Here is a 24219-nt window from a genome sequence, read left to right on the forward strand (position 1 = left end):
ATCTGCCGGCCGAACGGCACGACCTTTGCTATGCATCGTTAACAATAAGTACTTCTTTGAAGTGCCATCAAATTAATGGCGTTTAGTAGAGGGATTCCCCTGTGTCGGCCGTTCTCTCACTGTTACAAAGCCGTCTGTTGCGGCCCGTCTTCGTTACGCTTGGTATCGCCCTTTTGGTGCAGGTGCTGGTGGCTGTCGCGCTGACACGAAGCACTGTCACCGCCCTGGAGGCCGATCTAGGCGCTCGGCTGGGGGGCGACAGTCAAAAATTGTCTGGCGAACTGGAGCAGGCCGGGCGCGAGGTCACCTCGAGCCTGGACAGTTTGTCTGCCAGCACCCGTCAGCGTCTCACTGCCGGTTTGTCCCCCCGTTTGAAGGACGAACAGGCGCAATTGCGGACGACGCTGGAGAAAACGCTCAAGGATTCCGCCAACGATATGGCGCAACTCCTGGCCTCGGTCGCGCCACGCGCTATGTGGGACAGCGACATACCGACCCTTTCCGAATTCGCCCGCCGGGCCCAGCGCAACCCTAATGTGTTGTTCGTTATTTATGACGACGCCAGTGGTGAGCACCTGACCCGCTACCTGAACCGGGAAAACCCGATCAACAAGGCGCTGCTGGAAAAAGGCAAGGGCGAGCGGGCGTTGGACAAAGTGCTGGATGCGGCGAAGAGCGACCCCTCGGTGTATTACCTCGAAGCCTCGATCAGCCCCAACGGCGTAGAGATTGGCAAGGTATTGATGGGCGTTTCCACGGCTTCCGTTGACGCTGATCTGAAGGCGTTGGACCAGCGCTTCTCGGCCTTGATCGCCAGCAGCGACCAGTTGGTCGGTGACAGCCTCAAGGGGGCGGCGGCCGACAGCGCCACCGCCATGCGCGGTCGCCTGGAGTCGGCCCAGGCCACCGCCACACAGATGCAGACCAACACTGCCAGCACCGTGCAGGAAGCGGCAGGCACCTTGCGCTGGCGTATCGGCCTGGGCCTGGCATTGGTGGGCTTCGGTGTGTTGGTGTTGCTGGCCGTGGTGCTGGGGCGTCGGGTGGTCAATCGCTTGAAGTTGCTGATCGCGGCCATGAACGACTTGGCGGCAGGCGAGGGTGACCTGACCAAGCGCGTGCAAATCAACAGCAAGGACGAAATCGGCGACATGGCCTCGGCGGTCAATCGCTTTGTGGATAAGTTGCAACCCATCGTGCGCGAGGCCGGCGATGTGGCCCAGCGTACCGGTGTGGAAATCGGTGCGATGACCTTGCGTAACTCCGGTGCCGATGCGGCGGCCGGGATGCAGCGTGATGAGGTGGCCGAGAGCCTGCGTGCACTGTCGCAAATGGCGGATGAGGCTCAATCGGAAAGCCAGGCGATGCAGGCGGCTTTGCAGCAGGTCGTGGAGATCCGCCAGGCCACTGATGAAAATACCCGCACTTCGGCCAAGGTCGGCAGCTTGATCGAGGCGTTGGCCGGGCAGGTAGACACCGGTGCGAAAGTGATTGAGCGGCTGGCGCAGCAGAGCGAACAGATCGAAGTGGTGTTGACGGTGATCCACGGCATCGCCGAGCAGACTAACTTGTTGGCCTTGAATGCCGCCATCGAGGCGGCGCGGGCCGGGGAAACGGGGCGCGGGTTTGCCGTGGTGGCGGATGAGGTGCGGGCCCTGGCGAGCAAGACCCAAAGTTCAACGGGCGATATCCAGGCGCATATCGTGGCCTTGCAGCAGGGCGCTCGCGAGGCGGTGGCCGCTATCGGCCAGGCTGGGCGCCAGGCCAGCGAAGGCTTGGTGGTGCTACGAGACAGTGCGCGATTGCAGCAGTCGGTGCAGGCGTCCGTCGAGCAGGTGCATGCGGCTATCGGCCTGGCGACTCAGGCCGCGGCTCACCAGGCCCAGGGCGCGCAAGCAGTGCGCGGGCGCGTGGAAACCATCCATGCCCAGGCCGAGAAGGCGGCCCAGGCCGTGGTCGAGACCACCGCCAGCGGCAAGGTGCTCGACAGCCTGGCTGCGCAATTGAAAGCAAGCCTGGGGCAGTTCCGGGCCTGATCTGGCGGCTGGGCTGGCCTCATCGCGAGCAAGCTCGCTCCCACAGCGGATCTCGTTCACTGCGATCCTTTTGGGAGCGAGCTTGCTCGCGATAGCGATTTCAGCGACTCAGATATTTCCAGGACCCAGAAACGCAAAAACCCGCTTTCGCGGGTTTCTGTGAGGTTCAAGGTCGTAAACCTTGAAGCAAGAATTGGTGCCCAGAAGAAGACTCGAACTTCCACGACCTTGCGGTCACCAGCACCTGAAGCTGGCGTGTCTACCAATTTCACCATCTGGGCAGCATCTTCAGCGTTGCCGCTGTTGATGTGGCGCACTATACGGAGCGCATTTTGATCTGTAAACCCCTGTTTTTGTTTTAGTAATTGCCAAACGCAATTGCAGGGGGCAAAAATGCAAAAACCCGCTTTCGCGGGTTTTTGTTGAGCTGCCAGGCCGGTGACCTGTTGCTCGAAATTGGTGCCCAGAAGAAGACTCGAACTTCCACGACCTTGCGGTCACCAGCACCTGAAGCTGGCGTGTCTACCAATTTCACCATCTGGGCAATATCGACATCGTGTGTACGTCGTCGATGGCGCGCACTATACGGAGCGTCTTTTTAACTGTAAACCCCTCCTGAGAAAAAAACCGCTAAATTTCACGAGCGGTGCTTTTCCAGGCTTCCAAGGCGGGTCAAATGGCTTTAGAAAAGCGATCGGATGCTTGAAATTTCCCGTTTCATTAAGCCTATGCCAAACTAACCCGCATATAGACAAGGTGAAAACTCTCTAATGGCCGATTGGCAGTCCCTCGATCCCGAGGCCGCTCGTGAAGCGGAAAAATATGAAAACCCTATTCCTAGCCGCGAACTGATCCTGGCGCATCTCGCCGATCGGGGTTCGCCTGCTAGTCGCGAGCAGTTGGTCGAAGAGTTCGGTCTGACCACCGAGGACCAACTCGAAGCCCTGCGCCGCCGTCTGCGCGCCATGGAGCGCGACGCTCAACTGATCTACACCCGGCGCGGCACCTATGCGCCGGTGGACAAGCTCGACCTGATCCTGGGCCGCATCGCCGGTCACCGTGACGGCTTCGGTTTCCTGATCCCGGACGACGGCAGCGACGACCTGTTCATGAGCCCGGCGCAAATGCGCCTGGTATTCGACGGCGACCGTGCCCTGGCCCGCGTTTCCGGCCTGGACCGTCGTGGTCGCCGTGAAGGCGTGATCGTCGAAGTGGTGTCCCGTGCCCACGAGTCCATCGTTGGCCGTTACTTCGAAGAAGGTGGTATCGGTTTTGTTGTGCCGGATAACCCGAAGGTCCAGCAGGAAGTGCTGATTACCCCGGGCCGTAATGGCGCCGCCAAGGTGGGTCAGTTCGTCGAGGTGAAAATCACCCACTGGCCAACGGCGCGCTTCCAGCCGCAGGGCGATATCGTTGAAGTGGTCGGCAACTACATGGCGCCGGGCATGGAGATCGACGTTGCGCTGCGCACCTACGACATTCCTCACGTCTGGCCCGAGGCCGTGCTCAAGGAAGCCGCCAAGCTCAAGCCGGAAGTTGAAGAGAAAGACAAAGAAAAACGCATCGACCTGCGTCATCTGCCGTTCGTCACCATCGATGGTGAAGACGCCCGCGACTTCGACGATGCGGTCTACTGCGAAGCCAAACCTGGCAAGCTGCGCCTGTTCTCCGGCGGCTGGAAGCTGTTCGTCGCGATTGCCGACGTGTCCAGCTACGTGAAGATCGGTTCGGCCCTGGATAACGAAGCCCAGGTGCGCGGCAACTCCGTGTATTTCCCTGAGCGCGTGATCCCGATGCTGCCTGAGCAGCTGTCCAACGGGCTGTGCTCGCTGAATCCGAAAGTCGACCGTTTGGCCATGGTGTGCGAGATGACCATCTCCAAAACCGGCGAAATGACCGACTACCAGTTCTACGAAGCGGTGATCCACTCCCAGGCGCGCCTGACCTACAACAAGGTCAGCACCATCCTGGAAACGCCGAAGACCAGTGAAGCCAAGGCCTTGCGTGCCGAATACGCTGGCGTGGTGCCGCACCTCAAGCAGCTTTACTCGCTGTACAAGGTGTTGCTGGGTGCCCGTCATGTGCGTGGCGCGATCGATTTCGAGACCCAGGAAACCCGGATTGTCTTCGGTTCCGAGCGCAAGATCGCGGCAATCACCCCGACGACCCGTAACGATGCGCACAAGCTGATCGAAGAGTGCATGCTGGCGGCCAACGTGGCCACCGCCGAATTCCTCAAGAAACACGAGATTCCTGCGTTGTACCGCGTGCACGACGGCCCGCCGCCGGAGCGTCTGGAAAAACTGCGGGCCTTCCTCGGCGAGCTCGGCCTGTCCCTGCACAAAGGCAAGGACGGCCCGACGCCGAAGGACTACCAGGCGCTGCTGGCGAGCATCAAGGATCGTCCGGATTACCATGTGATCCAGACCGTGATGCTGCGCTCCCTGAGCCAGGCGGTGTACAGCGCCGACAACCAGGGTCACTTTGGTCTGAATTACGAGGCGTACACCCACTTCACCTCGCCGATTCGCCGTTACCCGGACCTGCTCACGCACCGCGCGATCCGCAGCGTGATCCATTCCAAGCAGAACACCCCGCACGTCAAGCGCGCCGGTGCCATGACCATTCCGAAGGCACGGATCTATCCGTACGACGAAGCGGCCCTGGAACAGTTGGGCGAGCAGTGCTCCATGAGCGAGCGGCGCGCCGACGAAGCCACTCGCGACGTGGTGAACTGGCTCAAGTGCGAGTTCATGAAAGACCGCGTGGGCGAGTCGTTCCCAGGCGTGATCACTGCAGTGACAGGCTTTGGTTTGTTTGTCGAGCTGACCGACATCTACGTCGAGGGCTTGGTGCACGTTACCGCCTTGCCGGGTGATTACTATCACTTCGATCCTGTGCACCACCGCCTGGCGGGCGAGCGCACCGGTCGCAGCTTCCGTCTGGGCGACACCGTGGAAGTGCAGGTCATGCGCGTCGACCTCGATGAGCGCAAGATCGACTTCGGAATGTCTGACAAGCCCGCCGAAGCACCGACTGGTCGTAAAAAACGTGGCAACGAGACCGCCGCGCCTGCGACCAAAGGTAAAGGTGCTCCTGCAAAAACCGCAGAGCCTGAGCCGGCCAAGGCCGGTCGCCGTTCGTCCGTCAAGGACAAGGCTCCCGAAGCCTACCGCCCCAGCGACGCTGCGGCGAAAAATGCCGAGTTGCGCAAGAGCCGCGAGTTGAAGCAGCAGTTGCTCAACGAAGCCAAAAGCGGTGGTAAAGCGGCGTCTGGGGGAAAGTCCCACGGGGCGGAAAAGCCGTCGAGCAAGCCAAGTAAACACCGTAAAGGCCCGCCAAAAGCGGGTTCGGCCCCTGCGAAAAGCGGCGGGTCGCGCAAACCTAAGGCCAAGTCATGAGTCTGGAAAAAATCTACGGCGTGCACGCCGTGGAAGCACTGCTGCGTCACCACCCAAAACGTGTCAAGCAAGTGTGGTTGGCGGAAGGTCGCAGCGAGCCGCGTGTGCAAGCGCTGGTCGAACTGGCCACCCAAAACAAGGTTGCCATTGGCCAGGCCGAGCGTCGCGAAATGGACGTGTGGGTCGAAGGCGTTCACCAGGGTGTGGTTGCGGACGTAAGCCCCAGCCAGGTCTGGGGCGAGGCGATGCTCGACGAACTGCTCGATCGCACCGAAGGCGCCCCCCTGCTGCTGGTGCTGGACGGCGTGACCGACCCGCATAACCTCGGCGCTTGCCTGCGTTCGGCAGATGCAGCGGGTGCGTTGGCGGTCATCGTGCCTAAAGACAAGTCGGCAACCTTGACGCCGGCTGTGCGTAAGGTCGCCTGCGGCGCGGCGGAAGTGATTCCGCTGGTGGCGGTGACCAACCTGGCGCGCACCCTGGAAAAACTCCAGCAGCGCGGCCTGTGGGTGGTCGGCACGGCGGGCGAGGCCGAGGTCAGTATCTATGACCAGGACCTGACGGGCCCGACGATCCTGATCATGGGCGCCGAAGGCAAGGGCATGCGCCGCCTGACCCGCGAGCACTGCGATTACCTGGTCAAGCTGCCGATGGCGGGCAGCGTCAGCAGCCTCAACGTTTCGGTTGCGACCGGTGTGTGCCTGTTCGAAGCGCTGCGCCAGCGCAGCGTCAAGGCTGTCGCCAAAAAGCCCTGAGCCAGACGCGTATCAAGTGTGGGAGCGAGCTTGCTCGCGATGACGGTGTATCAGTGCCAGAAATGTTGACTGGCACGCCGCTATCGCGAGCAAGCTCGCTCCCACAGTGTTTTGTGCAGGGGCAAGGATCGGCGGTTGTTCAAATAATCGCCAATTACCTTGCACCGCCCTCGACCCTTCTCTACAATTGCGCCCCTTGCTGTGATGGCAGGCACTTATGTGTCTAGCGTCCACAAGTCCATAAGTGTCATTCACTCCTTGTCTGACCGTTTTTGAGCGGCAGGCTACAACCCGTAAGGAGCATTCATGCGTCATTACGAAATCATCTTTTTGGTCCACCCGGATCAAAGCGAGCAAGTCGGCGGCATGGTTGAGCGTTACACCAAGCTGATCGAAGAAGACGGCGGCAAAATCCACCGTCTGGAAGATTGGGGCCGTCGTCAACTGGCTTACGCAATCAACAATGTTCACAAGGCTCACTACGTGATGCTGAACGTTGAGTGCACCGGCAAGGCCCTGGCCGAGCTGGAAGACAACTTCCGCTACAACGATGCAGTGATCCGTAACCTGGTCATCCGTCGCGAAGAAGCCGTCACCGGCCAATCCGAGATGCTCAAGGCTGAAGAAAACCGCAGTGAGCGCCGTGAGCGTCGCGACCGTCCTGAGCACTCTGACAGCGCCGATGGCGATGACAGCGATAGCGACAGCGACAACAGCGATAACGCTGACGAGTAATCCACGGACCTTTTAAGGAGCCAATCACATGGCACGTTTCTTCCGTCGTCGTAAATTCTGCCGCTTCACCGCTGAAGACGTGAAAGAGATCGATTACAAAGATCTCAACACTCTGAAAGCCTACGTATCCGAGACCGGCAAAATCGTTCCAAGCCGTATCACCGGTACCAAAGCTCGTTATCAGCGTCAGCTGGCCACCGCTATCAAGCGCGCCCGCTTCCTGGCCCTGCTGGCCTACACCGACAGCCACGGCCGCTGAGACCGGGCAGTCGACGAGTAGTAAGGGATTGAATGCATGCGCGCCTTAGCTGACTTCATCATGCGGGGACGTGTGCAGGCCACGTTGGTTGTGGCCGGATCCGCGGCATTGCCGCTGTTGTTCTGGTTGAGTGCCGCCGCTGGGTGCCTTGTGCTCCTGCGGCGCGGTTCGGACGCCTTGAGCGTCCTGGGTATCGGGTTGCTGTCAGCGTTGGTGAGCTGGTACTTCCTGAAGGACCCGACAACACTCCTGGTGTTGCTCGGGGCTTGTGGCCTGGCGTTGGTTTTGCGCGCCGGCCATACCTGGAACCGCGTGCTGCTGTGCAGCGTGGCCGTGGGGTTGTTGTGTGCGGTGAGCCTGGGAACTGTATTCAGTTCCTTCATCGAGTCACTGGCGCAGACGTTCGAACACGTCCTGCCGCTGGCGATGGGTGAGGTCTACGAGACATTCTCGGCAGACCAGAAGGCGTTTCTCACCGCCCTGAGCGCTCCGCTGATGATCATTTCGATAGCGTCTTCGCTGCAGATCTTTAGCGTGCTGTGCCTGATTCTTGGGCGCTATTGGCAGGCATCGTTGTATAACCCCGGTGGTTTCGGTCGCGAGTTTCGCGCCATCCGATTCCCCAAGAGCGTGGCGCTGTCACTGCTGGCCGTCATGTGTGTTGCTCCGTTTTTCGGGCTGCATGCATTGATCCTGTTGCCGTTGTGCAGTGTACCGCTGGTCTTCGCCGGCCTGGCCCTGATTCACGGGCTGGTGGCGCAGAAACGACTGGCCACTTTCTGGCTGGTGGGGGTATACGTGACGTTGTTGCCTTTCATGCACTTGCTCGGTCCGTTGCTCGTGGTCTTGGCCATCGTTGACAGCCTGATTGATTTTCGCGGTCGTATGGCGCCGAAAGACGCCGACAACGCGAACGGTGAAGGTTAAAAGTTAGAGGATTTTCACATGCAACTGATCCTTCTGGAAAAAGTCACCAACCTGGGCAACCTGGGTGACAAAGTAAACGTTAAGGCCGGTTACGGTCGTAACTACCTGCTGCCTTACGGCAAAGCCACCGCTGCGACCGCTGCCAACCTGGCTGCGTTCGAAGAGCGTCGTGCCGAGCTGGAAAAAGCTGCCGCAGACCGTAAAACCTCGGCTGAAAGCCGTGCTGCCCAACTGGCTGAGCTGGAAGTGACCATCACTGCCACCGCTGGCGACGAAGGCAAGCTGTTCGGTTCGATCGGTACTCACGACATCGCTGACGCACTGACCGCCTCCGGCGTTGAAGTTGCGAAAAGCGAAGTTCGTCTGCCGAACGGCACCATCCGCAACGTAGGCGAATTCGACGTAGCCGTGCACCTGCACGCCGAAGTTGAAGCCACCGTACGCGTTGTCGTGGTAGCAGCCTAAGCAACACCTGTCGGTTGGCACCTTCGGGTGCTTGCCGGTAACATCGGGCACGATCCTGTTTACAGGTCGTGCCCTTTGTCTTTCTGCAATTCCTGATTTTCATAACCAGAAGTGGCCATGAACGAAATCACCGCTCCCGAGCAATACGATCTGCAAACCGCTGCCCTGAAGGTGCCTCCGCATTCCATCGAGGCCGAACAGGCCGTGCTCGGTGGCCTGATGCTGGACAACAACGCCTGGGAACGCGTGCTCGATCAAGTCTCCGATGGCGATTTCTACCGGCATGACCACCGTCTGATTTTCCGTGCGATCGCCCGTCTGGCCGATCAGAACATGCCGATCGACGTTGTGACCCTGGCCGAGCAATTGGACAAGGAAGGGCAGACGTCCCAGGTCGGCGGCCTCGGTTACCTGGGCGAACTGGCGAAAAACACACCGTCGGTCGCCAACATCAAGGCCTATGCCCAGATCGTGCGCGAGCGGGCGACCTTGCGCCAATTGATCGGCATCAGCACCGAAATCGCCGACAGCGCCTTCAACCCGGAAGGCCGTACCGCCGCCGAGATCCTTGACGAAGCCGAGCGGCAGATCTTCCAGATCGCCGAGGCCCGTCCGAAAACCGGCGGCCCGGTCAGCGTCAACGACCTGCTGACCAAGGCCATCGACCGCATCGACACCTTGTTCAACACCGACAACGCCATCACCGGCCTGTCCACCGGTTACACCGACCTCGACGAGAAGACCAGCGGTCTGCAACCGTCCGACCTGATCATCGTCGCCGGCCGTCCGTCCATGGGTAAGACCACCTTTGCGATGAACCTGGTGGAAAACGCCGTGCTGCGCAGCGACAAGGCGGTGCTGGTGTACTCCCTCGAGATGCCAGGCGAATCGCTGATCATGCGTATGCTTTCGTCCCTGGGGCGTATCGACCAGACCAAGGTCCGTTCCGGCCAGCTGGAAGACGACGATTGGCCGCGCCTGACATCGGCGGTCAACCTGCTCAACGACCGCAAGCTGTTCATCGACGATACGGCCGGTATCAGCCCGTCGGAAATGCGCGCCCGTACCCGTCGCCTGGTGCGTGAGCACGGTGATATCGCACTGATCATGATCGACTACCTGCAATTGATGCAGATCCCGGGTTCCAGCGGCGACAACCGGACCAACGAGATTTCCGAAATCTCCCGTTCCCTCAAGGCCCTGGCCAAGGAATTCAACTGCCCGGTGGTGGCACTTTCCCAGTTGAACCGATCCCTGGAACAGCGCCCCAACAAGCGTCCGGTGAACTCCGACTTGCGGGAATCCGGAGCGATCGAGCAGGACGCCGACGTCATCATGTTCGTGTACCGCGACGAGGTGTACCACCCCGAGACGGAGCACAAGGGCATCGCCGAAATCATCATCGGCAAGCAGCGGAACGGCCCGATCGGCTTCATCCGCCTGGCGTTTATCGGCAAATACACGCGCTTCGAAAACCTGGCGCCGGGTAGCTACAATTTCGATGACGACGAGTAAGCCGTTCGCTCGATCGGATATTGTCTTTGTGGCGAGGGAGCTTGCTCCCGCTCGACTGCGCAGCAGTCGCAAAACCAGCGAATGCGGTTTGCCAGGGTAAAAGTGGGTGCGGCAGTGGGTCTGCTGCGCAGCCCAGCGGGAGCAAGCTCCCTCGCCACAATTGATTTGTATCTGGCTTGAGTTCTGGGGGCGAGCCACAAAATCGATTTCCGACCATAGCCGTCGGAATTGGTCAAAATTTGTGCTATATTCCGCGCCCGCGATTTTTCATCCTTTATACCGGTCATCGACATGCAAGCAGCCAAGCCGTTATTTGACTATCCCAAGTACTGGGCCGAATGTTTCGGCCCGGCGCCGTTCCTGCCCATGAGCAGGGAGGAGATGGATCAGCTCGGCTGGGATTCGTGCGACATCATCATCGTGACCGGTGATGCCTACGTCGATCACCCATCGTTCGGCATGGCGATCATTGGCCGTCTGCTGGAAGCCCAGGGCTTTCGCGTCGGGATCATTGCCCAGCCGAACTGGCAGTCCAAAGACGACTTCATGAAGCTTGGCGAGCCCAACCTGTTTTTCGGTGTCGCGGCCGGCAACATGGACTCGATGATCAACCGCTACACCGCCGACAAGAAGATTCGCTCCGATGACGCCTACACCCCGGGCGGCATGGCGGGCAAGCGGCCGGACCGCGCGAGCCTGGTCTACAGCCAGCGCTGCAAGGAAGCCTACAAGCATGTGCCGATTGTGCTGGGTGGCATCGAAGCGTCGCTGCGCCGCATCGCTCACTACGATTACTGGCAGGACCGTGTCCGCAACTCGATCCTGATCGACGCCTGCGCCGACATCCTGCTCTACGGCAACGCCGAGCGGGCGATTGTCGAAGTCGCCCAGCGCTTGTCCTACGGTCACAAGATCGAAGACATCACCGACGTGCGCGGCACGGCCTTCATCCGTCGTGACACGCCGAAAGACTGGTACGAAGTCGATTCCACGCGCATCGACCGTCCGGGCAAGATCGACAAGATCATCAACCCGTATGTGAACACCCAAGACACCCAGGCTTGTGCTATCGAGCAGGAAAAGGGGCCGGTTGAAGACCCGAGCGAAGCCAAGGTCGTGCAGATCCTGGCAAGCCCGAAAATGACCCGCGACAAAACCGTGATCCGTCTGCCCTCGGTGGAAAAGGTCCGTGGCGATGCGGTGCTCTACGCTCACGCCAACCGCGTCCTTCACCTTGAAACCAACCCGGGCAACGCCCGTGCCCTGGTGCAGAAGCACGGCGAAGTCGATGTCTGGTTCAATCCACCGCCCATTCCGATGACCACCGAAGAAATGGACTACGTGTTTGGCATGCCTTACGCACGCGTCCCCCATCCGGCGTACGGCAAGGAGAAGATCCCGGCCTACGAGATGATCCGTTTCTCGGTGAACATCATGCGTGGCTGCTTCGGTGGCTGCACGTTCTGCTCGATCACCGAGCACGAAGGCCGGATCATCCAGAACCGTTCCGAAGAATCGATCATTCGCGAGATCGAAGAGATCCGCGACAAGGTTCCCGGTTTCACCGGGGTGATTTCCGACCTCGGCGGCCCGACCGCGAACATGTATCGCATCGCCTGCAAGAGCCCGGAAATCGAATCCGCGTGCCGCAAGCCGTCCTGCGTGTTCCCGGGCATCTGCCCGAACCTGAACACCGACCATTCTTCGCTGATCCAGCTGTACCGCAGCGCCCGGGCCTTGCCTGGGGTGAAGAAGATTTTGATTGCCTCCGGCCTGCGTTACGACCTGGCGGTCGAGTCGCCGGAATACGTCAAGGAGCTGGTGACCCACCACGTCGGCGGTTACCTGAAGATCGCTCCGGAGCATACCGAAGAAGGCCCGCTCAACCAGATGATGAAGCCGGGCATCGGCAGCTATGACAAATTCAAGCGGATGTTCGAGAAGTACACCAAGGAAGCCGGGAAAGAGCAGTACCTGATTCCGTACTTCATCGCCGCCCACCCGGGCACCACCGATGAAGACATGATGAACTTGGCGCTGTGGCTCAAGGGCAACGGCTTCCGCGCCGACCAGGTGCAGGCGTTCTATCCATCGCCAATGGCTACGGCCACGGCCATGTACCACTCGGGCAAGAACCCGCTGCGCAAGGTCACCTACAAGAGCGACGCGGTGACCATCGTCAAGAGCGAGGAGCAGCGCCGCCTGCACAAGGCCTTCTTGCGTTATCACGACCCCAAGGGCTGGCCGATGCTGCGCGAAGCGCTGACCCGCATGGGCCGTGCCGACCTGATCGGGCCAGGCAAGCACCAATTGATTCCGTTGCACCAGCCGGCCACCGACAGCTACCAGAGCGCCCGTCGCAAGAACTCGACGCCAGCCGGCAGCCACAAGGTTGGCAAGGAAACCACCAAGATCCTGACCCAGCACACCGGCCTGCCACCGCGCGCCAGCGACGGCGGCAACCCGTGGGACAAGCGTGAGCAGGCCAAGGCCGCGGCATTCGCCCGCAACCAGCAGGCCGCCAAGGAACGCAAGGACGCCGCCAAGGGCAAAGGACCGAAACCGGCACGCAAGCCTGTCGTGCCGCGCTGATCGCCTAGCCGCATCGCAAAACGCCAGCCTAAGTGCTGGCGTTTTGCTTTCTAGCGACGGTGCTGGCCGTTTGTTATCGTGGCGCCCGCATAGCCCTTGTGGCGAGGGAGCTTGCTCCCGCTGGGCTGCGAAGCGGCCCAAACAATCCCATGCAATGTTTCCAGACAGACCGTGCCGGCCGGTGTACGACGGCTTCGCCGCCGAGCGGGAGCAAGCTCCCTCGCCACAATATTGTGTGTGGATAAAGATTCACTTCCGTTTCTCAAGGACGATTCATATGAGCAGCGCTTCAACAGGCATCGGCATGGACCTGAGTTTCTCCCAGGTCATGGCCCGCAAACGCATTGAAAGCCAAATCAACCTGCCACGTCTGTTCGCCGCCATCGATGCCGATCCAGGCATCGTCGGCGCAGGCGTGGTGTACATCGATGCTGAGTTCAATGTAGTGACCCTGCGTGAGTTCAAGCCGATTTGCAGCATCAAGCCCAAGCGGATCATCTTGCATGAGGCGCAGAAGTACATCGCGCCTGAGCAGTTTGCCCAGCAGGTACAGGTCAATCCTCGGCAATCGCGCCTGGTGGGAGAGGCGATCAATACCACCTTGTCCTGCGCTGGAGCGGTATTGGGTTGGGTTGTCGTGCTCAGTGGGTCGATTGCGGTTCCTTTCAGTGCCGGGGCTAGCACTGTGGTAGTGGCTTTAGGTTATGCGGCTGCGACGGCGAGTTCAGTGCAATGTGGTATCGGTATTATCCGTACGACGGCAGAAGTGACTAATCCGCAGATCAATGACAAGTTGGACAGTGAAGAGTGGTACCAATACGCCTCGATCGGTCTGGATGCTGCCTCTTTGCTGGGCGTAGGGGCTTCTACCTTAACCACCATAAAACTTGTGAGGGTGGCCAAGGCCAGTACGGGTAAGAGTCTGCGTGAAGTCTTGCGTGGGCTGACTCGCCAGGAGCGGTCGAAGTTGACCAAAGAGTTGTTGAGCATCAATGATCCCCGGCTGACGCCAAAGATGCTCAAGCTCAAGCAACTTGCCGGTGAGTTGCCAAAGCGCTTCACTCCGACCCAACTGCAGCACGCTACGGTTACTCAGATCAAGGACGCCTTGGGGGCGGCGATAGGCCTGACGGGTAGTAGCTTGTCGGGCAATGTCAAAACTATTGCCGTTGGCTTGTACGAAGAGCTGGAGGAGTAATGGAAGATCTGAGTCTGCCCCGTTTTTTGGCGCGTTACTTTCCGACTTTCATGGGCGGCATTTTCGCCGCGCTGCTCTCTTTGGGCTGTGCTATTCCCTTGGTGACAACGTCCTATTTCGCCGGGGCTTCAATCGACGAGCAAGCGACTTGGTCGGTTCTGGGGGGCGCGGCGGTCACCCTGGTGGTGGTGCACTGCAATTTCATGATGGTGCGCGGATGGCCATTGTGGGTGTGGGGAGTGGTCGCCGTTCTGGTTTTATGCCTGCTAGTCGTATTACCCACCATAGGGAGCCATCCGCATAAGGTCATCTATGTTTTGGCTGTGATGTTTCCACTATTAGGTTTGCTGGTACTCAACAGCAAACGGCATCGCGAGATGCGTAGCCGGCTGGTGGAGATCCGTCATCAACGTGAAATGTTAAGGCAAGAGCTGAAGGGGCAGAGAAAGAAATAATGAATCGCAAGCATTCATTGAGCGCTTTCCTTGCTCACTATTTCCCGACCTTCATCGGCGCCTTTTTTCTAGCCTGCTTTGCGGTCTCCGCTTCGATTTCATTGGCATCAAGTACTTATTTTCGAGGTGATCCTGAACGGGCAAAATATTCTTTCCTGATTGCACTGGTGCTATCTCTGCTCTTGGCGCTGAGTCATTTCTTCATGATCAGAGGGCGGTCATGGGGTGTTCGGGTCATCGTTGTGTTCTATCTGGGGTGCCTTTTCACTGTCCTTCCCACCTACGGCTATAAACCGCACCCCGTTGTCTATGTGGCTGGGTTGCTGTTCCCGTTGCTAGGGCTGCTACTGCTCAACAGCAAACGTCACCGCGAGATGCGCCGCAAGCTGGTAGAAATCCGCCAGCAACGCGAACTCATCATCCAGGCCGCCAAGGCATCACGCCCGCGTCGCTGAGTCGATTCGCGCTGCCCGCGCCGCATTTATGTGCATTGCTTTGCAGATGAATTCGGGCAGCGCGCGTTTTTAGTGCTCTACTGCCTTGAGTAGACAAAGAAAGTGTCCGGCCTGCCTGCATGGCATAAGTCTTGCGCCGCTTTCACCAACGCTCAGGCTCGCAGGAGGCACGTCGTGTCGATCCATGTCGCATTGCACCACGTTACGCATTACCGCTACGACCGCGCCGTCGAACTCGGCCCGCAGATCGTTCGCCTGCGCCCGGCGGCCCACAGCCGCACGCGCATTCTTTCCTATGCGCTGAAGGTTTCGCCCGAGCAGCACTTCATCAACTGGCAGCAGGATCCCCAGGGTAACTACCTGGCGCGGCTGGTGTTTCCCGAGAAAACCCAGGAGATGCGCATCGAAGTCGATCTGCTGGCGGAAATGGCAGTGTTCAATCCGTTCGACTTCTTTCTCGAGCCCTACGCCGAAAAGATTCCGTTCGCCTACGCGGCCGACGAGCGCAAGGAGTTGGCGCCTTACCTGGAAACCCTGCCGTTGACGCCGAAATTCCAGGCCTATCTGGACGGCATCGACCGCACGCCATTGCCAGCGGTGGATTTTTTGGTGGCGCTCAACCAGCGCCTGAGCGAAGACATCAACTACCTGATTCGCATGGAGCCGGGCGTCCAGACCCCGGAGCATACCCTTGAGCACGCGTCCGGCTCTTGCCGCGACTCGGCCTGGCTGTTGGTGCAGCTGTTGCGCAACCTTGGCTTGGCCGCGCGTTTCGTTTCCGGTTACCTGATCCAGTTGACCGCCGATGTGAAAAGCCTCGATGGTCCGTCCGGCACTGAGGTGGACTTCACCGACTTGCATGCCTGGTGCGAGGTCTACCTGCCCGGTGCCGGTTGGATCGGCCTGGATGCGACGTCGGGGTTGTTCGCTGGTGAAGGCCATATCCCGTTGGCGTGTAGTCCCGATCCGTCCTCGGCGGCCCCGATCAGTGGCTTGGTGGAGCCTTGCGAGTGTGAGTTCAGCCACGAAATGTCCGTCGAGCGGGTCTGGGAAGCGCCGCGGGTGACCAAGCCTTACACCGACGCACAGTGGCTGGCGATCCAGGCCCTGGGACGGCAGATCGATGCCGACCTGTTGGAGGGCGACGTGCGCCTGACCATGGGGGGCGAACCGACCTTTGTCTCCATTGATGACCCGGACGGTGCCGAGTGGAACACCGCGGCACTCGGGCCGGATAAACGCCGGCTCTCCGCCGAGCTGTTCCAGCGCATGCGCAATCACTATGCGCCCAAGGGGCTGGTGCATTTCGGCCAGGGCAAGTGGTACCCCGGCGAGCAATTGCCGCGCTGGTCGCTCAACTGCTATTGGCGGCGCGACGGCGTGCCGATCTGGCACAACAGCGCGTTGATTGCCGATGAGCAGGAGGACTACGGCGCCGATGGCGAACTGGCCGGACGTTTCCTGGCGAGCGTCGCCGAGCGTTTGAAAATTCCTGCGCGGTTCGTGTTTCCGGCCTACGAAGACAACTTCTATTACCTCTGGCGCGAAGGTGCATTGCCTTCGAATGTCACGGCCGAGGACCCACGCCTGGAGGACGCCCTGGAGCGTGCACGGTTGCGCAAGGTCTTCAGCCAGGGCCTGGACAAGGTCATCGGCCAGGTCCTGCCGCTGGCCCGTACCGCCAAGGGCGATCAGTGGCAAAGCGGTCGCTGGTACCTGCGCGACAACCACTGCCGCCTGGTGCCGGGGGATTCGCCCCTGGGTTATCGCTTGCCGCTGGCGTCCCAGCCTTGGGTAACGGCGGCCGAGTACCCGTTCATCCACCCCACCGACCCGAACCAGGATTTGCCCGAGCTGCCCGGCACCGAGCAACTGGCGCGTCACGGCGAGCCGGCGGTCGAGCAGGAGCGCGTCCCGGAGATCGACAAATCCGCCGACTGGCTGACCCGCACCGCCTTCTGTGCCGAGGCCCGCGATGGCCGGCTGTACCTGTTCATGCCGCCACTGGAGCGGGTCGAGGATTACCTGGAGCTGGTCAGCGCCATCGAGGCGACGGCCGAGGAGCTGCATTGTCCGGTGCTGTTGGAGGGCTACGAGCCGCCGAGCGACCCGCGCCTGGGCAATTTCCGCATCACCCCCGACCCGGGTGTGATCGAGGTCAACGTGCAACCCTCGGCGACCTGGGATGAGTTGGTCGAGCGCACTGAATTTCTATACGAAGAGGCGCGACAGACCCGACTGACCACCGAGAAATTCATGATCGATGGCCGGCACACTGGCACCGGCGGTGGTAACCATTTCGTGCTGGGGGGCGCGACACCGGCTGACTCACCGTTCCTGCGGCGTCCCGACCTGCTGCGCAGCCTGATCAGCTACTGGCATAACCATCCGTCGTTGTCCTACCTGTTTTCCGGATTGTTCATCGGCCCGACCTCCCAGGCACCTCGCGTGGACGAGGCGCGCAACGACGCATTGTACGAGCTGGAAATCGCTTTCGCGCAAATGCCACAGCCCGGCGAGCAATGCCCGCCGTGGTTGGTCGATCGGCTGTTGCGCAACCTGCTGATCGACGTGACCGGCAATACACACCGTGCCGAATTCTGCATCGACAAGCTCTATTCACCGGACGGCGCTACCGGGCGTCTCGGCCTGTTGGAGTTGCGTGCTTTCGAGATGCCGCCCCACGCCCGCATGAGCCTGGCCCAGCAATTACTGCTGCGGGCACTGGTGGCGCGGTTCTGGCGTGAGCCTTACGCGCCGGCGAAACTGGCGCGCTGGGGCACCGAGCTGCATGACCGGTTCTTGTTGCCGCACTTTATCGAGCAGGATTTTGCCGATGTCATCCATGAGCTGAACGCCGCCGGCTACCCGCTGCGGGCCGAGTGGTTCGCCGCGCACCTGGAGTTCCGCTTCCCCAAGGTGGGCGATTACGCGGTCAGCGGTATCGAACTGCAATTGCGCCAAGCCCTCGAGCCTTGGCATGTGCTGGGGGAAGAGGGCGCGGTAGGCGGCACCGTGCGTTATGTGGATTCCTCCCTGGAGCGCTTGCAGGTCAAAGTCAGCGGCCTGGCGCCGCAACGCTACCTGCTGACCTGCAATGGCGTGCCGGTGCCGTTGCAACCCACTGGACGGGTCGGCGAGTTCGTCGCCGGGGTGCGCTTCCGCGCCTGGCAACCGCCCAACTGCCTGCAACCGACCATCCCGGTGCATGCGCCACTGGTCTTCGATTTGCTCGACACCTGGATGCAACGTTCCGTGGGCGGCTGCCAGTATCACGTGGCCCATCCGGGGGGGCGTAACTACGACAGCCTGCCGGTGAATGCCAACGAGGCCGAAAGCCGGCGGATGGCGCGTTTCTTCCGTATCGGACACACGCCTGGGAAACTTCCGATACCTAGCCTGGCAATGGATGACGAATTTCCCCTCACGCTCGACCTGCGTCGTTTTCAAGGGGCACCCAAGGTGTAAGCGAACCCCGTGGCGAGGGAGCTTGCTCCCGCTGGGCTGCGCAGCAGCCCTGAAACCTGACGACCCGGTGTGTCAGGCCAATGGAGTCTGCTGTCTTGGGGCCGCTGCGCAGCCCAGCGGGAGCAAGCTCCCTCGCCACGGTCGTCATGTTCCGCTCCAAACTCAACTATCCGGGCGTCATGCGCTTGCGCTAGTCTCACCTTTTATTGCCGTCTGCCGAGCTTTCCATGCCTGACCTGCTTGACCGTTACCCGCTGACGACGGGCACCTATCACGAACTGTTGGACGACAACGGTGCGGTGCGTCCGCACTGGCGGCGGTTGTTCGATCAGTTGCAGCGCAGCACGCCGGCTCACCTGATCCAGCGTCAGGCGCTGCTGGCTCGGCAGATCCAGGAAAACGGTGTGACCTATAACGTCTACGCCGATCCGAAGGGCGCCGACCGGCCGTGGGAGCTGGACCTGCTGCCCCACGTGATCGACCCGCAGGAATGGAAACATCTGTCGGCCGGGATCGCCCAGCGTGCGCGCCTGCTCAATGCGGTTCTGGCCGACCTGTATGGGCCACAGCGGCTGATCAGCGAAGGGCTGCTGCCGGCAGAGTTGGTGTTCGGGCACAACAACTTCCTTTGGCCCTGTCAGGGCATCGTGCCGCCGGACGGCAGCTTCCTGCACTTGTATGCGGTGGATCTGGCGCGCACCCCCGATGGCCGTTGGTGGGTCACGGCGGATCGGACCCAGGCGCCTTCGGGGGCCGGTTATGCGCTGGAAAATCGCATGATCGTTTCCCGCGCGTTCCCCGAGCTGTATCGCGACCTGAGGGTGCGACACCTGTCCGGGTTCTTCCGCACCTTGCAGGAAACCCTGGCACGACAGGCACCCAGCGACGGAGAGTCGCCACTGGTGGTGCTGTTGACGCCTGGGCGGTTCAACGAAAGTTATTTCGAGCATCTTTATCTGGCCCGTCAGCTTGGCTATCCGCTGGTGGAAGGGGGCGACCTGACCGTGCGGGACGCCACGGTCTACCTCAAGACCCTTAGCGGCTTGCGCCGGGTTCACGCCATCATGCGCCGGCTCGACGACGATTTCTGTGACCCCCTGGAGCTGCGCACTGATTCAGCCCTCGGCGTGCCGGGACTGCTGGAAGCGGTGCGCCAGGGGCGGGTGCTGGTGGCCAATGCCCTGGGCAGCGGCGTGCTGGAGTCACCGGGCCTGTTGGGGTTCCTGCCGAAGATCAGCCAGTATCTGTTCGGCGAGGAATTGATACTGCCGTCCATCGCCACCTGGTGGTGCGGTGAGCCGCCGGTGCTGGCCCAGGCCCTGGAAAAGCTGCCGCAACTGTTGATCAAGCCGGCGTTTCCTTCCCAAAGTTTCACCCCGGTGTTCGGCCGTGACCTGAACGAGGTGCAGCGCGGCCAACTGGCGGCGCGCATGCAGGCTCGGCCCTATGCCTATGTCGCCCAGGAGCTGGCGCAACTGTCCCAGGCCCCGGTCTGGCAGGCCGAAGACGGGCACATCCAGCCTCGGGCCATTGGCATGCGCGTGTATGCCGTGTCCGGGAAGGATGATTATCGGGTGCTGTCGGGTGGCCTGACCCGCGTGGCCGCCGAGGCCGACGCCGAAGTGGTGTCGATGCAGCGCGGCGGCGCCAGCAAGGACACTTGGGTGTTGGGCGAGCAGGTGCCCGGCGGTGAACAATGGACGGCCCAGCGAACCGTAGGCGTCCATGACCTGGTTCGACGCGATCCGTACCTGCCTTCGCGGGTGGTGGAAAACCTGTTCTGGTTCGGCCGTTACTGCGAACGCTGCGACGACAGCGCGCGGCTGCTGCGGATCATGCTGGGACGATATGTCGATGGCGATGACCCGCAGGCCCTGCAGTCGGCGGTGGCCCTGGGCGAAAGCCTGATGCTGCTGCCTGAAGAGGGTGAGCTGCACGAGCGTTTGCTGGCGGCGCTGTTGGGCGATGACTGGTCGTTCAGCCTGCGTTCCAACCTGCAGCGCTTGCAGTGGGCGGCCTCGCAGGTTCGCGGCAAGCTGTCCCGGGAGAACTGGCAGGCGCTGGTGGAGTTGCAGCGCGAAGCGGCGGAGCTGGAAACCGAGGAACCGGATTTCGGTGAGTTGCTGGATTTCCTCAATCGGCTGGTGATGTCCCTGGCGGCGTTGTCCGGATTTGCCTTGGACGACATGACCCGCGACGAGGGCTGGCGCTTCTTGATGATTGGCCGGCGCCTGGAGCGCTTGCAGTTCCTCAGCAGCAGCCTGGCGGCGTTTTTGCGCAGCGATGCAGTATTCGACCAGGCCGGGCTGGAGTGGCTGCTGGAACTGGGCAACAGCAGCATCACCTACCGTTCGCGCTACCTGGCGGTGGCGCAACTGATCCCGGTGCTGGACCTGTTGTTGCTGGACGAGCAGAACCCCCACGCGGTGCTTTTCCAGTTAAAACTGGTGGCCCGCACGCTCAAGCGCCTGAACGACGATTTTGGCGCGCCGAAGGAAACGGCCTTGCCAGAATTGGTGACGCGTCTTTCTCGCTTTGACTTGCATTGCCTGGAAAATCCCCTGTTTGGCGAAGCCAGCCTGCGCGCGGCACTTGATGGGCTGGCCGACCTGTTGCAGGAAGTGGCCGATGTCGGTGGCCAGGTATCCGATCGCCTGGCCTTGCGTCATTTCGCCCACGTCGATGACGTCAGCCAACGCACGGTATCCGTCTGATGAGCGCTCGTTACCAGATCCTCCACGACACCCATTACCACTACGACAGCCCGGTGTCCCTGGCCCAGCAGCTTGCTCATCTGTGGCCGCGCGCCTGTGACTGGCAGCGTTGCACCGAACAGCAGTTGCTGATCAGCCCGGAGCCGACGACCCGGCGCGATGAGCAGGATGTGTTCGGCAACCCGCTGACCCGCCTGGCCTTCGAACGCCCCCACGACGAGTTGCTGGTCAATGCTCGCTTGAGCGTCGAGGTGCTGTCTCGCCCCTCGCTGGACTTCAACCTGTCCCCGGCCTGGGAGTCGACCTGCAACGCGCTGACCTACAGCGGCCGGCCACTTGCGGCGCCATTGCTGCAAGCATGCCGTTTTCGTTTCGAGTCACCGTATGTGCACCTCAAGCGCAGCTTCGTCGAGTTTTCCGAAAGCTGCTTCCCGCCGGGGCGCCCGTTGATGGTTGGCGTGCGGGCGCTGATGGAAAAGATTTTCGAGGAGTTCACCTTCGATGCCGAGGCGACCCAGGTGGCCACGCCGCTGGTGGAGGTGCTGGAGCGGCGGCGGGGCGTGTGCCAGGACTTCGCCCACTTGATGCTGGCCTGCGTGCGCTCTCGCGGGCTGGCGGCGCGTTACGTCAGCGGCTACCTGCTGACCCAGCCGCCACCCGGCCAACCCCGGCTGATTGGCGCCGATGCGTCCCATGCCTGGGTCTCGGTGTATTGCCCGGTGTTGGGTTGGGTGGACTTTGACCCGACCAACAACGTGCAACCGGCCTTGGAACACATCACCCTGGCCTGGGGCCGGGACTTTTCCGATGTGTCGCCGTTGCGGGGCGTGATCCTGGGGGGCGGCAATCATGATCCCGAGGTGCGGGTGACGGTGATGCCGCTGGAGTCATGACCCCGCTTTGCGGTGAAATACTTGTGGCGAGGGAGCTTGCTCCCGCTGGGTCGCGCAGCGACCCCATTTTTATGGGCGCTTCGCACCCAAGCGGGAGCAAGCTCCCTAGCCACAGATAAATCATTAACTGCGAGGCCTCTTCATGTTCCCGGTTTCCATCAAGGGCGTGCTGCAATCCCCCGAAGGCCTGGTCGTGCTGATGCTCAACGAACGGGATGAATGGGAATTGCCCGGCGGGCGGATCGAGCTGGGCGAAACAGCGCCGCAATGCCTGGCGCGGGAAATTACCGAGGAGCTGGCGATCGAGGTGAGCGTGGGGGAGCCACTGGATTCGTACTTGTTCGAGGTGATCCCCGGCAAGCACGTCTTCATCTCCACGTACCGCTGCCAGTTGCTGGGCGGTTTCGTGCCGACGATCAGTCATGAACACAAGGAAATTGGGCTGTTCGAGCCGGGGCGGCTGCCGGCGAACCTGCCAACGGGTTATCGCGAGTCGATTATCAAGGCATTGGGGTTGTGAGGACCGGCAGCTAGGCTGCCGGCCCTGGACACAAACCGTGGGGCCGGATTACATCATCGGGCCCGGAGGGGCTCAGGCGTCGGGCGCCTGATCTTTCGGTGCATCAACATCATCTTCTGCCGCCACTTCGCCTTCGGTATCCGGGGTCAGTGAGGCTTCTTCTTCAGCTGTGGCTTTCTTGCGCTGCAGCTTTTCCTCTTTCTTCTGCTCCTTGGCCAAGTCTCTTTGACGTTTGGCGAAGGAATAATTGGGTTTGGCCATGGGCGATCCTCTGGGGTCGAAGGTGAGGTTGAGCGGCGCATATTCTGCCCTGTATCGGGGCCGAGCCGTTAGCTGGGTTTTTGTTCGGCCCACTTTGGCTGCACTGACGGTTGCCATTCGTCCAGCGCATCGAGCAGGCTCTGCGCTGATTCGCTCACCTGCAGCATGTCACGATGGGGCGCGCGGACGAAGCCTTCGTCGACGATATGATCGAGAAAGCCGATGAGCTTGCTGTAGAAACCGTTCACTTCCAGCAGCCCCAGCGGTTTGCCGTGGTAGCCCAGTTGGCCCCAGGTCCAGACTTCGAACAACTCCTCCAACGTGCCGAGGCCGCCAGGCAGGGCGATGAAGGCATCGCTGAGTTCGGCCATGCGTGCCTTGCGGGCGTGCATGCCGTCCACCACTTCCAGGCGAGTCAGGCCGCTGTGGCCGATTTCCTTGTCCTTGAGGCTTTGCGGGATGATGCCGATGACCTCGCCGCCGGCCGCCAGCGCCGCGTCGGCGACGATCCCCATCAGGCCGACGGCACCGCCGCCGTAGACCAGGGTCAATTTTCGTTCCGCCAATGCCCGGCCCAAGGCCTGCGCCGCTTCACGATACGCTGGATCGGTGCCGGTGCTGGCGCCGCAAAATACACAAACAGACGCGATGGACATGCTTTACTCCATGATCAGTAACCGACCCAGAGTAAAGCCTGGCCTTGGTGGCGCAAAGCGATTAAACCTCGCGCTGGGGTTTTTCGTAGGTACCACTGGCGCCGCAGGCGTAGGCGGCGAGCAAGCTGCATAACAGGCTGTTGACGTTCATGAGGGGCGCTCCCGAGAGGTGGTGAGGCTGATCATAAAGTGGCGTCATCCCTCTGGCTGGTTGATTGTGTCCATCAGGCTGATAGCCTTAAGTTGTATACAATCTTTGATTCAGGTCATAGGAACTTGTCTGAAATTCAGGCAGTCTTCCCCTTTGACGGATTTTTGTTAACCATGCCTTGGAGATTCACGATGTTTGCCAAACTTGTTGCAGTATCCCTGTTGACGCTGGCCAGCAGCCAACTGATGGCAGCGGAGTGCAAGACCACCATCGACTCGACCGACCAGATGTCCTTCAACACCAAGGCCATCGCGATCGACAAGAGCTGCAAGACGTTCACCGTTGAGCTGACGCATTCGGGCAGCTTGCCGAAAAACGTCATGGGCCATAACTGGGTGCTGAGCAAAGAGGCTGACATGCAGCCGATTGCCACGGCTGGTTTGGCAGCAGGCATCGACAAGAACTACCTGCCGGAAGGTGATGCACGCATCATCGCCCACACCAAACTCATTGGTGCCAAGGAAAGCGACTCGGTGACCTTCGATGTGTCGAAACTGGCTGCCGGTGAGGCGTACGGCTTCTTCTGCTCGTTCCCAGGCCACATCTCGATGATGAAAGGCACCGTTACCCTGAAATAATCACTTCAGGCATAAAAAAGCGCCCCATGCAGGGTAATGCTGTTCACTTAAGGCAATCGATACACCCGTGGCAAGGGAGCTTGCTCCCGCTGGGCCGCGAAGCGGCCCCAAAACCGGCCAAATGC

At 60.9% G+C, this 24219-nt stretch carries 19 protein-coding genes, 2 tRNA genes and 1 pseudogene; 18 read left to right on the top strand and 4 right to left on the bottom strand.

Translation table 11 applies throughout. From position 1 onward, the window contains the following. Positions 1 to 917 precede the first annotated feature (917 nt). A pseudogene (locus BM300_RS31815) lies at positions 918 to 1178 on the top strand (HAMP domain-containing protein); the annotation flags it as partial. A 108-nt stretch (positions 1179 to 1286) separates the two neighbouring features. Further along, positions 1287 to 2036, top strand: coding sequence for a methyl-accepting chemotaxis protein (locus BM300_RS31820; protein ID WP_371856983.1), 750 nt, complete (start codon positions 1287 to 1289; stop codon positions 2034 to 2036). A 194-nt stretch (positions 2037 to 2230) separates the two neighbouring features. On the opposite strand, the gene BM300_RS17590 is transcribed toward BM300_RS31820, so the two are convergent. Both BM300_RS17590 and BM300_RS17595 read right to left on the bottom strand, forming a co-directional pair. Further along, positions 2231 to 2317: transfer RNA gene (locus tag BM300_RS17590), tRNA-Leu, on the bottom strand. A gap of 176 nt (positions 2318 to 2493) precedes the next feature. Then, positions 2494 to 2580, bottom strand: a tRNA-Leu gene (locus BM300_RS17595). A 226-nt stretch (positions 2581 to 2806) separates the two neighbouring features. Between BM300_RS17595 and rnr the strand changes: the two genes are divergently transcribed. From rnr to BM300_RS17670, 15 genes are all read left to right on the top strand, one after another. Beyond that, positions 2807 to 5437 carry a ribonuclease R gene (gene rnr / locus BM300_RS17600; RefSeq protein ID WP_092146971.1) on the top strand — a complete coding sequence of 877 codons (2631 nt, stop codon included), beginning with the start codon at positions 2807 to 2809 and terminating at the stop codon, positions 5435 to 5437. After that, positions 5434 to 6192 carry a 23S rRNA (guanosine(2251)-2'-O)-methyltransferase RlmB gene (gene rlmB / locus BM300_RS17605; protein WP_063323178.1) on the top strand — a complete coding sequence of 253 codons (759 nt, stop codon included), beginning with the start codon at positions 5434 to 5436 and terminating at the stop codon, positions 6190 to 6192. Before rnr ends, rlmB begins: the two co-directional genes overlap by 4 nt. A gap of 306 nt (positions 6193 to 6498) precedes the next feature. Next, positions 6499 to 6927 carry a 30S ribosomal protein S6 gene (gene rpsF, locus BM300_RS17610; RefSeq protein ID WP_003186395.1) on the top strand — a complete coding sequence of 143 codons (429 nt, stop codon included), beginning with the start codon at positions 6499 to 6501 and terminating at the stop codon, positions 6925 to 6927. A 28-nt stretch (positions 6928 to 6955) separates the two neighbouring features. After that, complete coding sequence (rpsR, locus tag BM300_RS17615) at positions 6956 to 7186, top strand: 30S ribosomal protein S18 (protein ID WP_002551829.1); 231 nt, start codon at positions 6956 to 6958, stop codon at positions 7184 to 7186. Positions 7187 to 7222: 36 nt separating this feature from the next. Continuing rightward, on the top strand, positions 7223 to 8113 hold the full coding sequence (locus BM300_RS17620; protein ID WP_092146973.1) for a YybS family protein: 891 nt from the start codon (positions 7223 to 7225) through the stop codon (positions 8111 to 8113). An 18-nt stretch (positions 8114 to 8131) separates the two neighbouring features. Continuing rightward, a complete protein-coding gene (gene rplI, locus BM300_RS17625) occupies positions 8132 to 8578 on the top strand; it encodes a 50S ribosomal protein L9 (protein WP_003197251.1) in 447 nt (148 codons plus the stop codon). A gap of 117 nt (positions 8579 to 8695) precedes the next feature. Further along, the gene (dnaB, locus tag BM300_RS17630; protein WP_027911801.1) at positions 8696 to 10093 is read left to right on the top strand and encodes a replicative DNA helicase; all 1398 of its coding nucleotides are present in this window, start codon (positions 8696 to 8698) and stop codon (positions 10091 to 10093) included. Between the two features lie 291 nt (positions 10094 to 10384). Next, positions 10385 to 12685 (top strand): YgiQ family radical SAM protein, encoded by a 2301-nt coding sequence (locus tag BM300_RS17635; protein ID WP_092146975.1) that lies wholly within the window; start codon positions 10385 to 10387, stop codon positions 12683 to 12685. A 277-nt stretch (positions 12686 to 12962) separates the two neighbouring features. Then, entirely contained in the window at positions 12963 to 13883 is a 921-nt protein-coding gene (locus BM300_RS17640; RefSeq protein ID WP_092146977.1) for an Ssp4 family T6SS effector, read from the top strand. Further along, a complete protein-coding gene (locus tag BM300_RS17645) occupies positions 13883 to 14338 on the top strand; it encodes a hypothetical protein (RefSeq protein WP_092146979.1) in 456 nt (151 codons plus the stop codon). The genes BM300_RS17640 and BM300_RS17645 overlap by 1 nt, the downstream gene beginning before the upstream one ends. Further along, a complete protein-coding gene (locus BM300_RS17650) occupies positions 14338 to 14793 on the top strand; it encodes a hypothetical protein (RefSeq protein WP_092463412.1) in 456 nt (151 codons plus the stop codon). The genes BM300_RS17645 and BM300_RS17650 overlap by 1 nt, the downstream gene beginning before the upstream one ends. 174 nt (positions 14794 to 14967) lie before the next feature. Then, positions 14968 to 18261, top strand: a complete 3294-nt coding sequence (locus BM300_RS17655) for a transglutaminase family protein (RefSeq protein ID WP_092463414.1) — start codon at positions 14968 to 14970, stop codon at positions 18259 to 18261. 227 nt (positions 18262 to 18488) lie between these two features. After that, a complete protein-coding gene (locus BM300_RS17660) occupies positions 18489 to 20975 on the top strand; it encodes a circularly permuted type 2 ATP-grasp protein (protein WP_092463416.1) in 2487 nt (828 codons plus the stop codon). After that, complete coding sequence (locus tag BM300_RS17665; protein WP_063323173.1) at positions 20975 to 21868, top strand: transglutaminase family protein; 894 nt, start codon at positions 20975 to 20977, stop codon at positions 21866 to 21868. The genes BM300_RS17660 and BM300_RS17665 overlap by 1 nt, the downstream gene beginning before the upstream one ends. Before the next feature lie 142 nt (positions 21869 to 22010). After that, positions 22011 to 22388, top strand: coding sequence for an NUDIX hydrolase (locus tag BM300_RS17670; protein WP_063323172.1), 378 nt, complete (start codon positions 22011 to 22013; stop codon positions 22386 to 22388). Between the two features lie 72 nt (positions 22389 to 22460). On the opposite strand, the gene BM300_RS17675 is transcribed toward BM300_RS17670, so the two are convergent. Beyond that, positions 22461 to 22649, bottom strand: coding sequence for a hypothetical protein (locus BM300_RS17675; protein WP_092146985.1), 189 nt, complete (start codon positions 22647 to 22649; stop codon positions 22461 to 22463). A gap of 68 nt (positions 22650 to 22717) precedes the next feature. After that, complete coding sequence (locus BM300_RS17680; RefSeq protein WP_063323171.1) at positions 22718 to 23305, bottom strand: LOG family protein; 588 nt, start codon at positions 23303 to 23305, stop codon at positions 22718 to 22720. 342 nt (positions 23306 to 23647) lie between these two features. On the opposite strand from BM300_RS17680, the gene azu reads away from it, so the two are divergent. Beyond that, a complete protein-coding gene (gene azu / locus BM300_RS17685) occupies positions 23648 to 24094 on the top strand; it encodes an azurin (protein ID WP_092463418.1) in 447 nt (148 codons plus the stop codon). The last annotated feature ends 125 nt before the right edge of the window (positions 24095 to 24219 follow it).

The sequence above is a fragment of the Pseudomonas sp. NFACC46-3 genome, assembly GCF_900114515.1.
GTDB lineage: Bacteria > Pseudomonadota > Gammaproteobacteria > Pseudomonadales > Pseudomonadaceae > Aquipseudomonas > Aquipseudomonas fluorescens_Q.

Coding starts and splice junctions, on each gene's coding strand:
- azu (WP_092463418.1), top strand. CDS start 23,648: ATGTTTGCCAAACTTGTTGCAGTATCCCTGTTGACGCTGGCCAGCAGC.
- BM300_RS17650 (WP_092463412.1), top strand. CDS start 14,338: ATGAATCGCAAGCATTCATTGAGCGCTTTCCTTGCTCACTATTTCCCG.
- BM300_RS31820 (WP_371856983.1), top strand. CDS start 1,287: ATGCAGCGTGATGAGGTGGCCGAGAGCCTGCGTGCACTGTCGCAAATG.
- rnr (WP_092146971.1), top strand. CDS start 2,807: ATGGCCGATTGGCAGTCCCTCGATCCCGAGGCCGCTCGTGAAGCGGAA.
- rpsF (WP_003186395.1), top strand. CDS start 6,499: ATGCGTCATTACGAAATCATCTTTTTGGTCCACCCGGATCAAAGCGAG.
- rlmB (WP_063323178.1), top strand. CDS start 5,434: ATGAGTCTGGAAAAAATCTACGGCGTGCACGCCGTGGAAGCACTGCTG.
- rplI (WP_003197251.1), top strand. CDS start 8,132: ATGCAACTGATCCTTCTGGAAAAAGTCACCAACCTGGGCAACCTGGGT.
- rpsR (WP_002551829.1), top strand. CDS start 6,956: ATGGCACGTTTCTTCCGTCGTCGTAAATTCTGCCGCTTCACCGCTGAA.
- BM300_RS17620 (WP_092146973.1), top strand. CDS start 7,223: ATGCGCGCCTTAGCTGACTTCATCATGCGGGGACGTGTGCAGGCCACG.
- BM300_RS17635 (WP_092146975.1), top strand. CDS start 10,385: ATGCAAGCAGCCAAGCCGTTATTTGACTATCCCAAGTACTGGGCCGAA.
- BM300_RS17680 (WP_063323171.1), bottom strand. CDS start 23,305: ATGTCCATCGCGTCTGTTTGTGTATTTTGCGGCGCCAGCACCGGCACC.
- BM300_RS17675 (WP_092146985.1), bottom strand. CDS start 22,649: ATGGCCAAACCCAATTATTCCTTCGCCAAACGTCAAAGAGACTTGGCC.
- BM300_RS17645 (WP_092146979.1), top strand. CDS start 13,883: ATGGAAGATCTGAGTCTGCCCCGTTTTTTGGCGCGTTACTTTCCGACT.
- dnaB (WP_027911801.1), top strand. CDS start 8,696: ATGAACGAAATCACCGCTCCCGAGCAATACGATCTGCAAACCGCTGCC.
- BM300_RS17640 (WP_092146977.1), top strand. CDS start 12,963: ATGAGCAGCGCTTCAACAGGCATCGGCATGGACCTGAGTTTCTCCCAG.
- BM300_RS17660 (WP_092463416.1), top strand. CDS start 18,489: ATGCCTGACCTGCTTGACCGTTACCCGCTGACGACGGGCACCTATCAC.
- BM300_RS17665 (WP_063323173.1), top strand. CDS start 20,975: ATGAGCGCTCGTTACCAGATCCTCCACGACACCCATTACCACTACGAC.
- BM300_RS17670 (WP_063323172.1), top strand. CDS start 22,011: ATGTTCCCGGTTTCCATCAAGGGCGTGCTGCAATCCCCCGAAGGCCTG.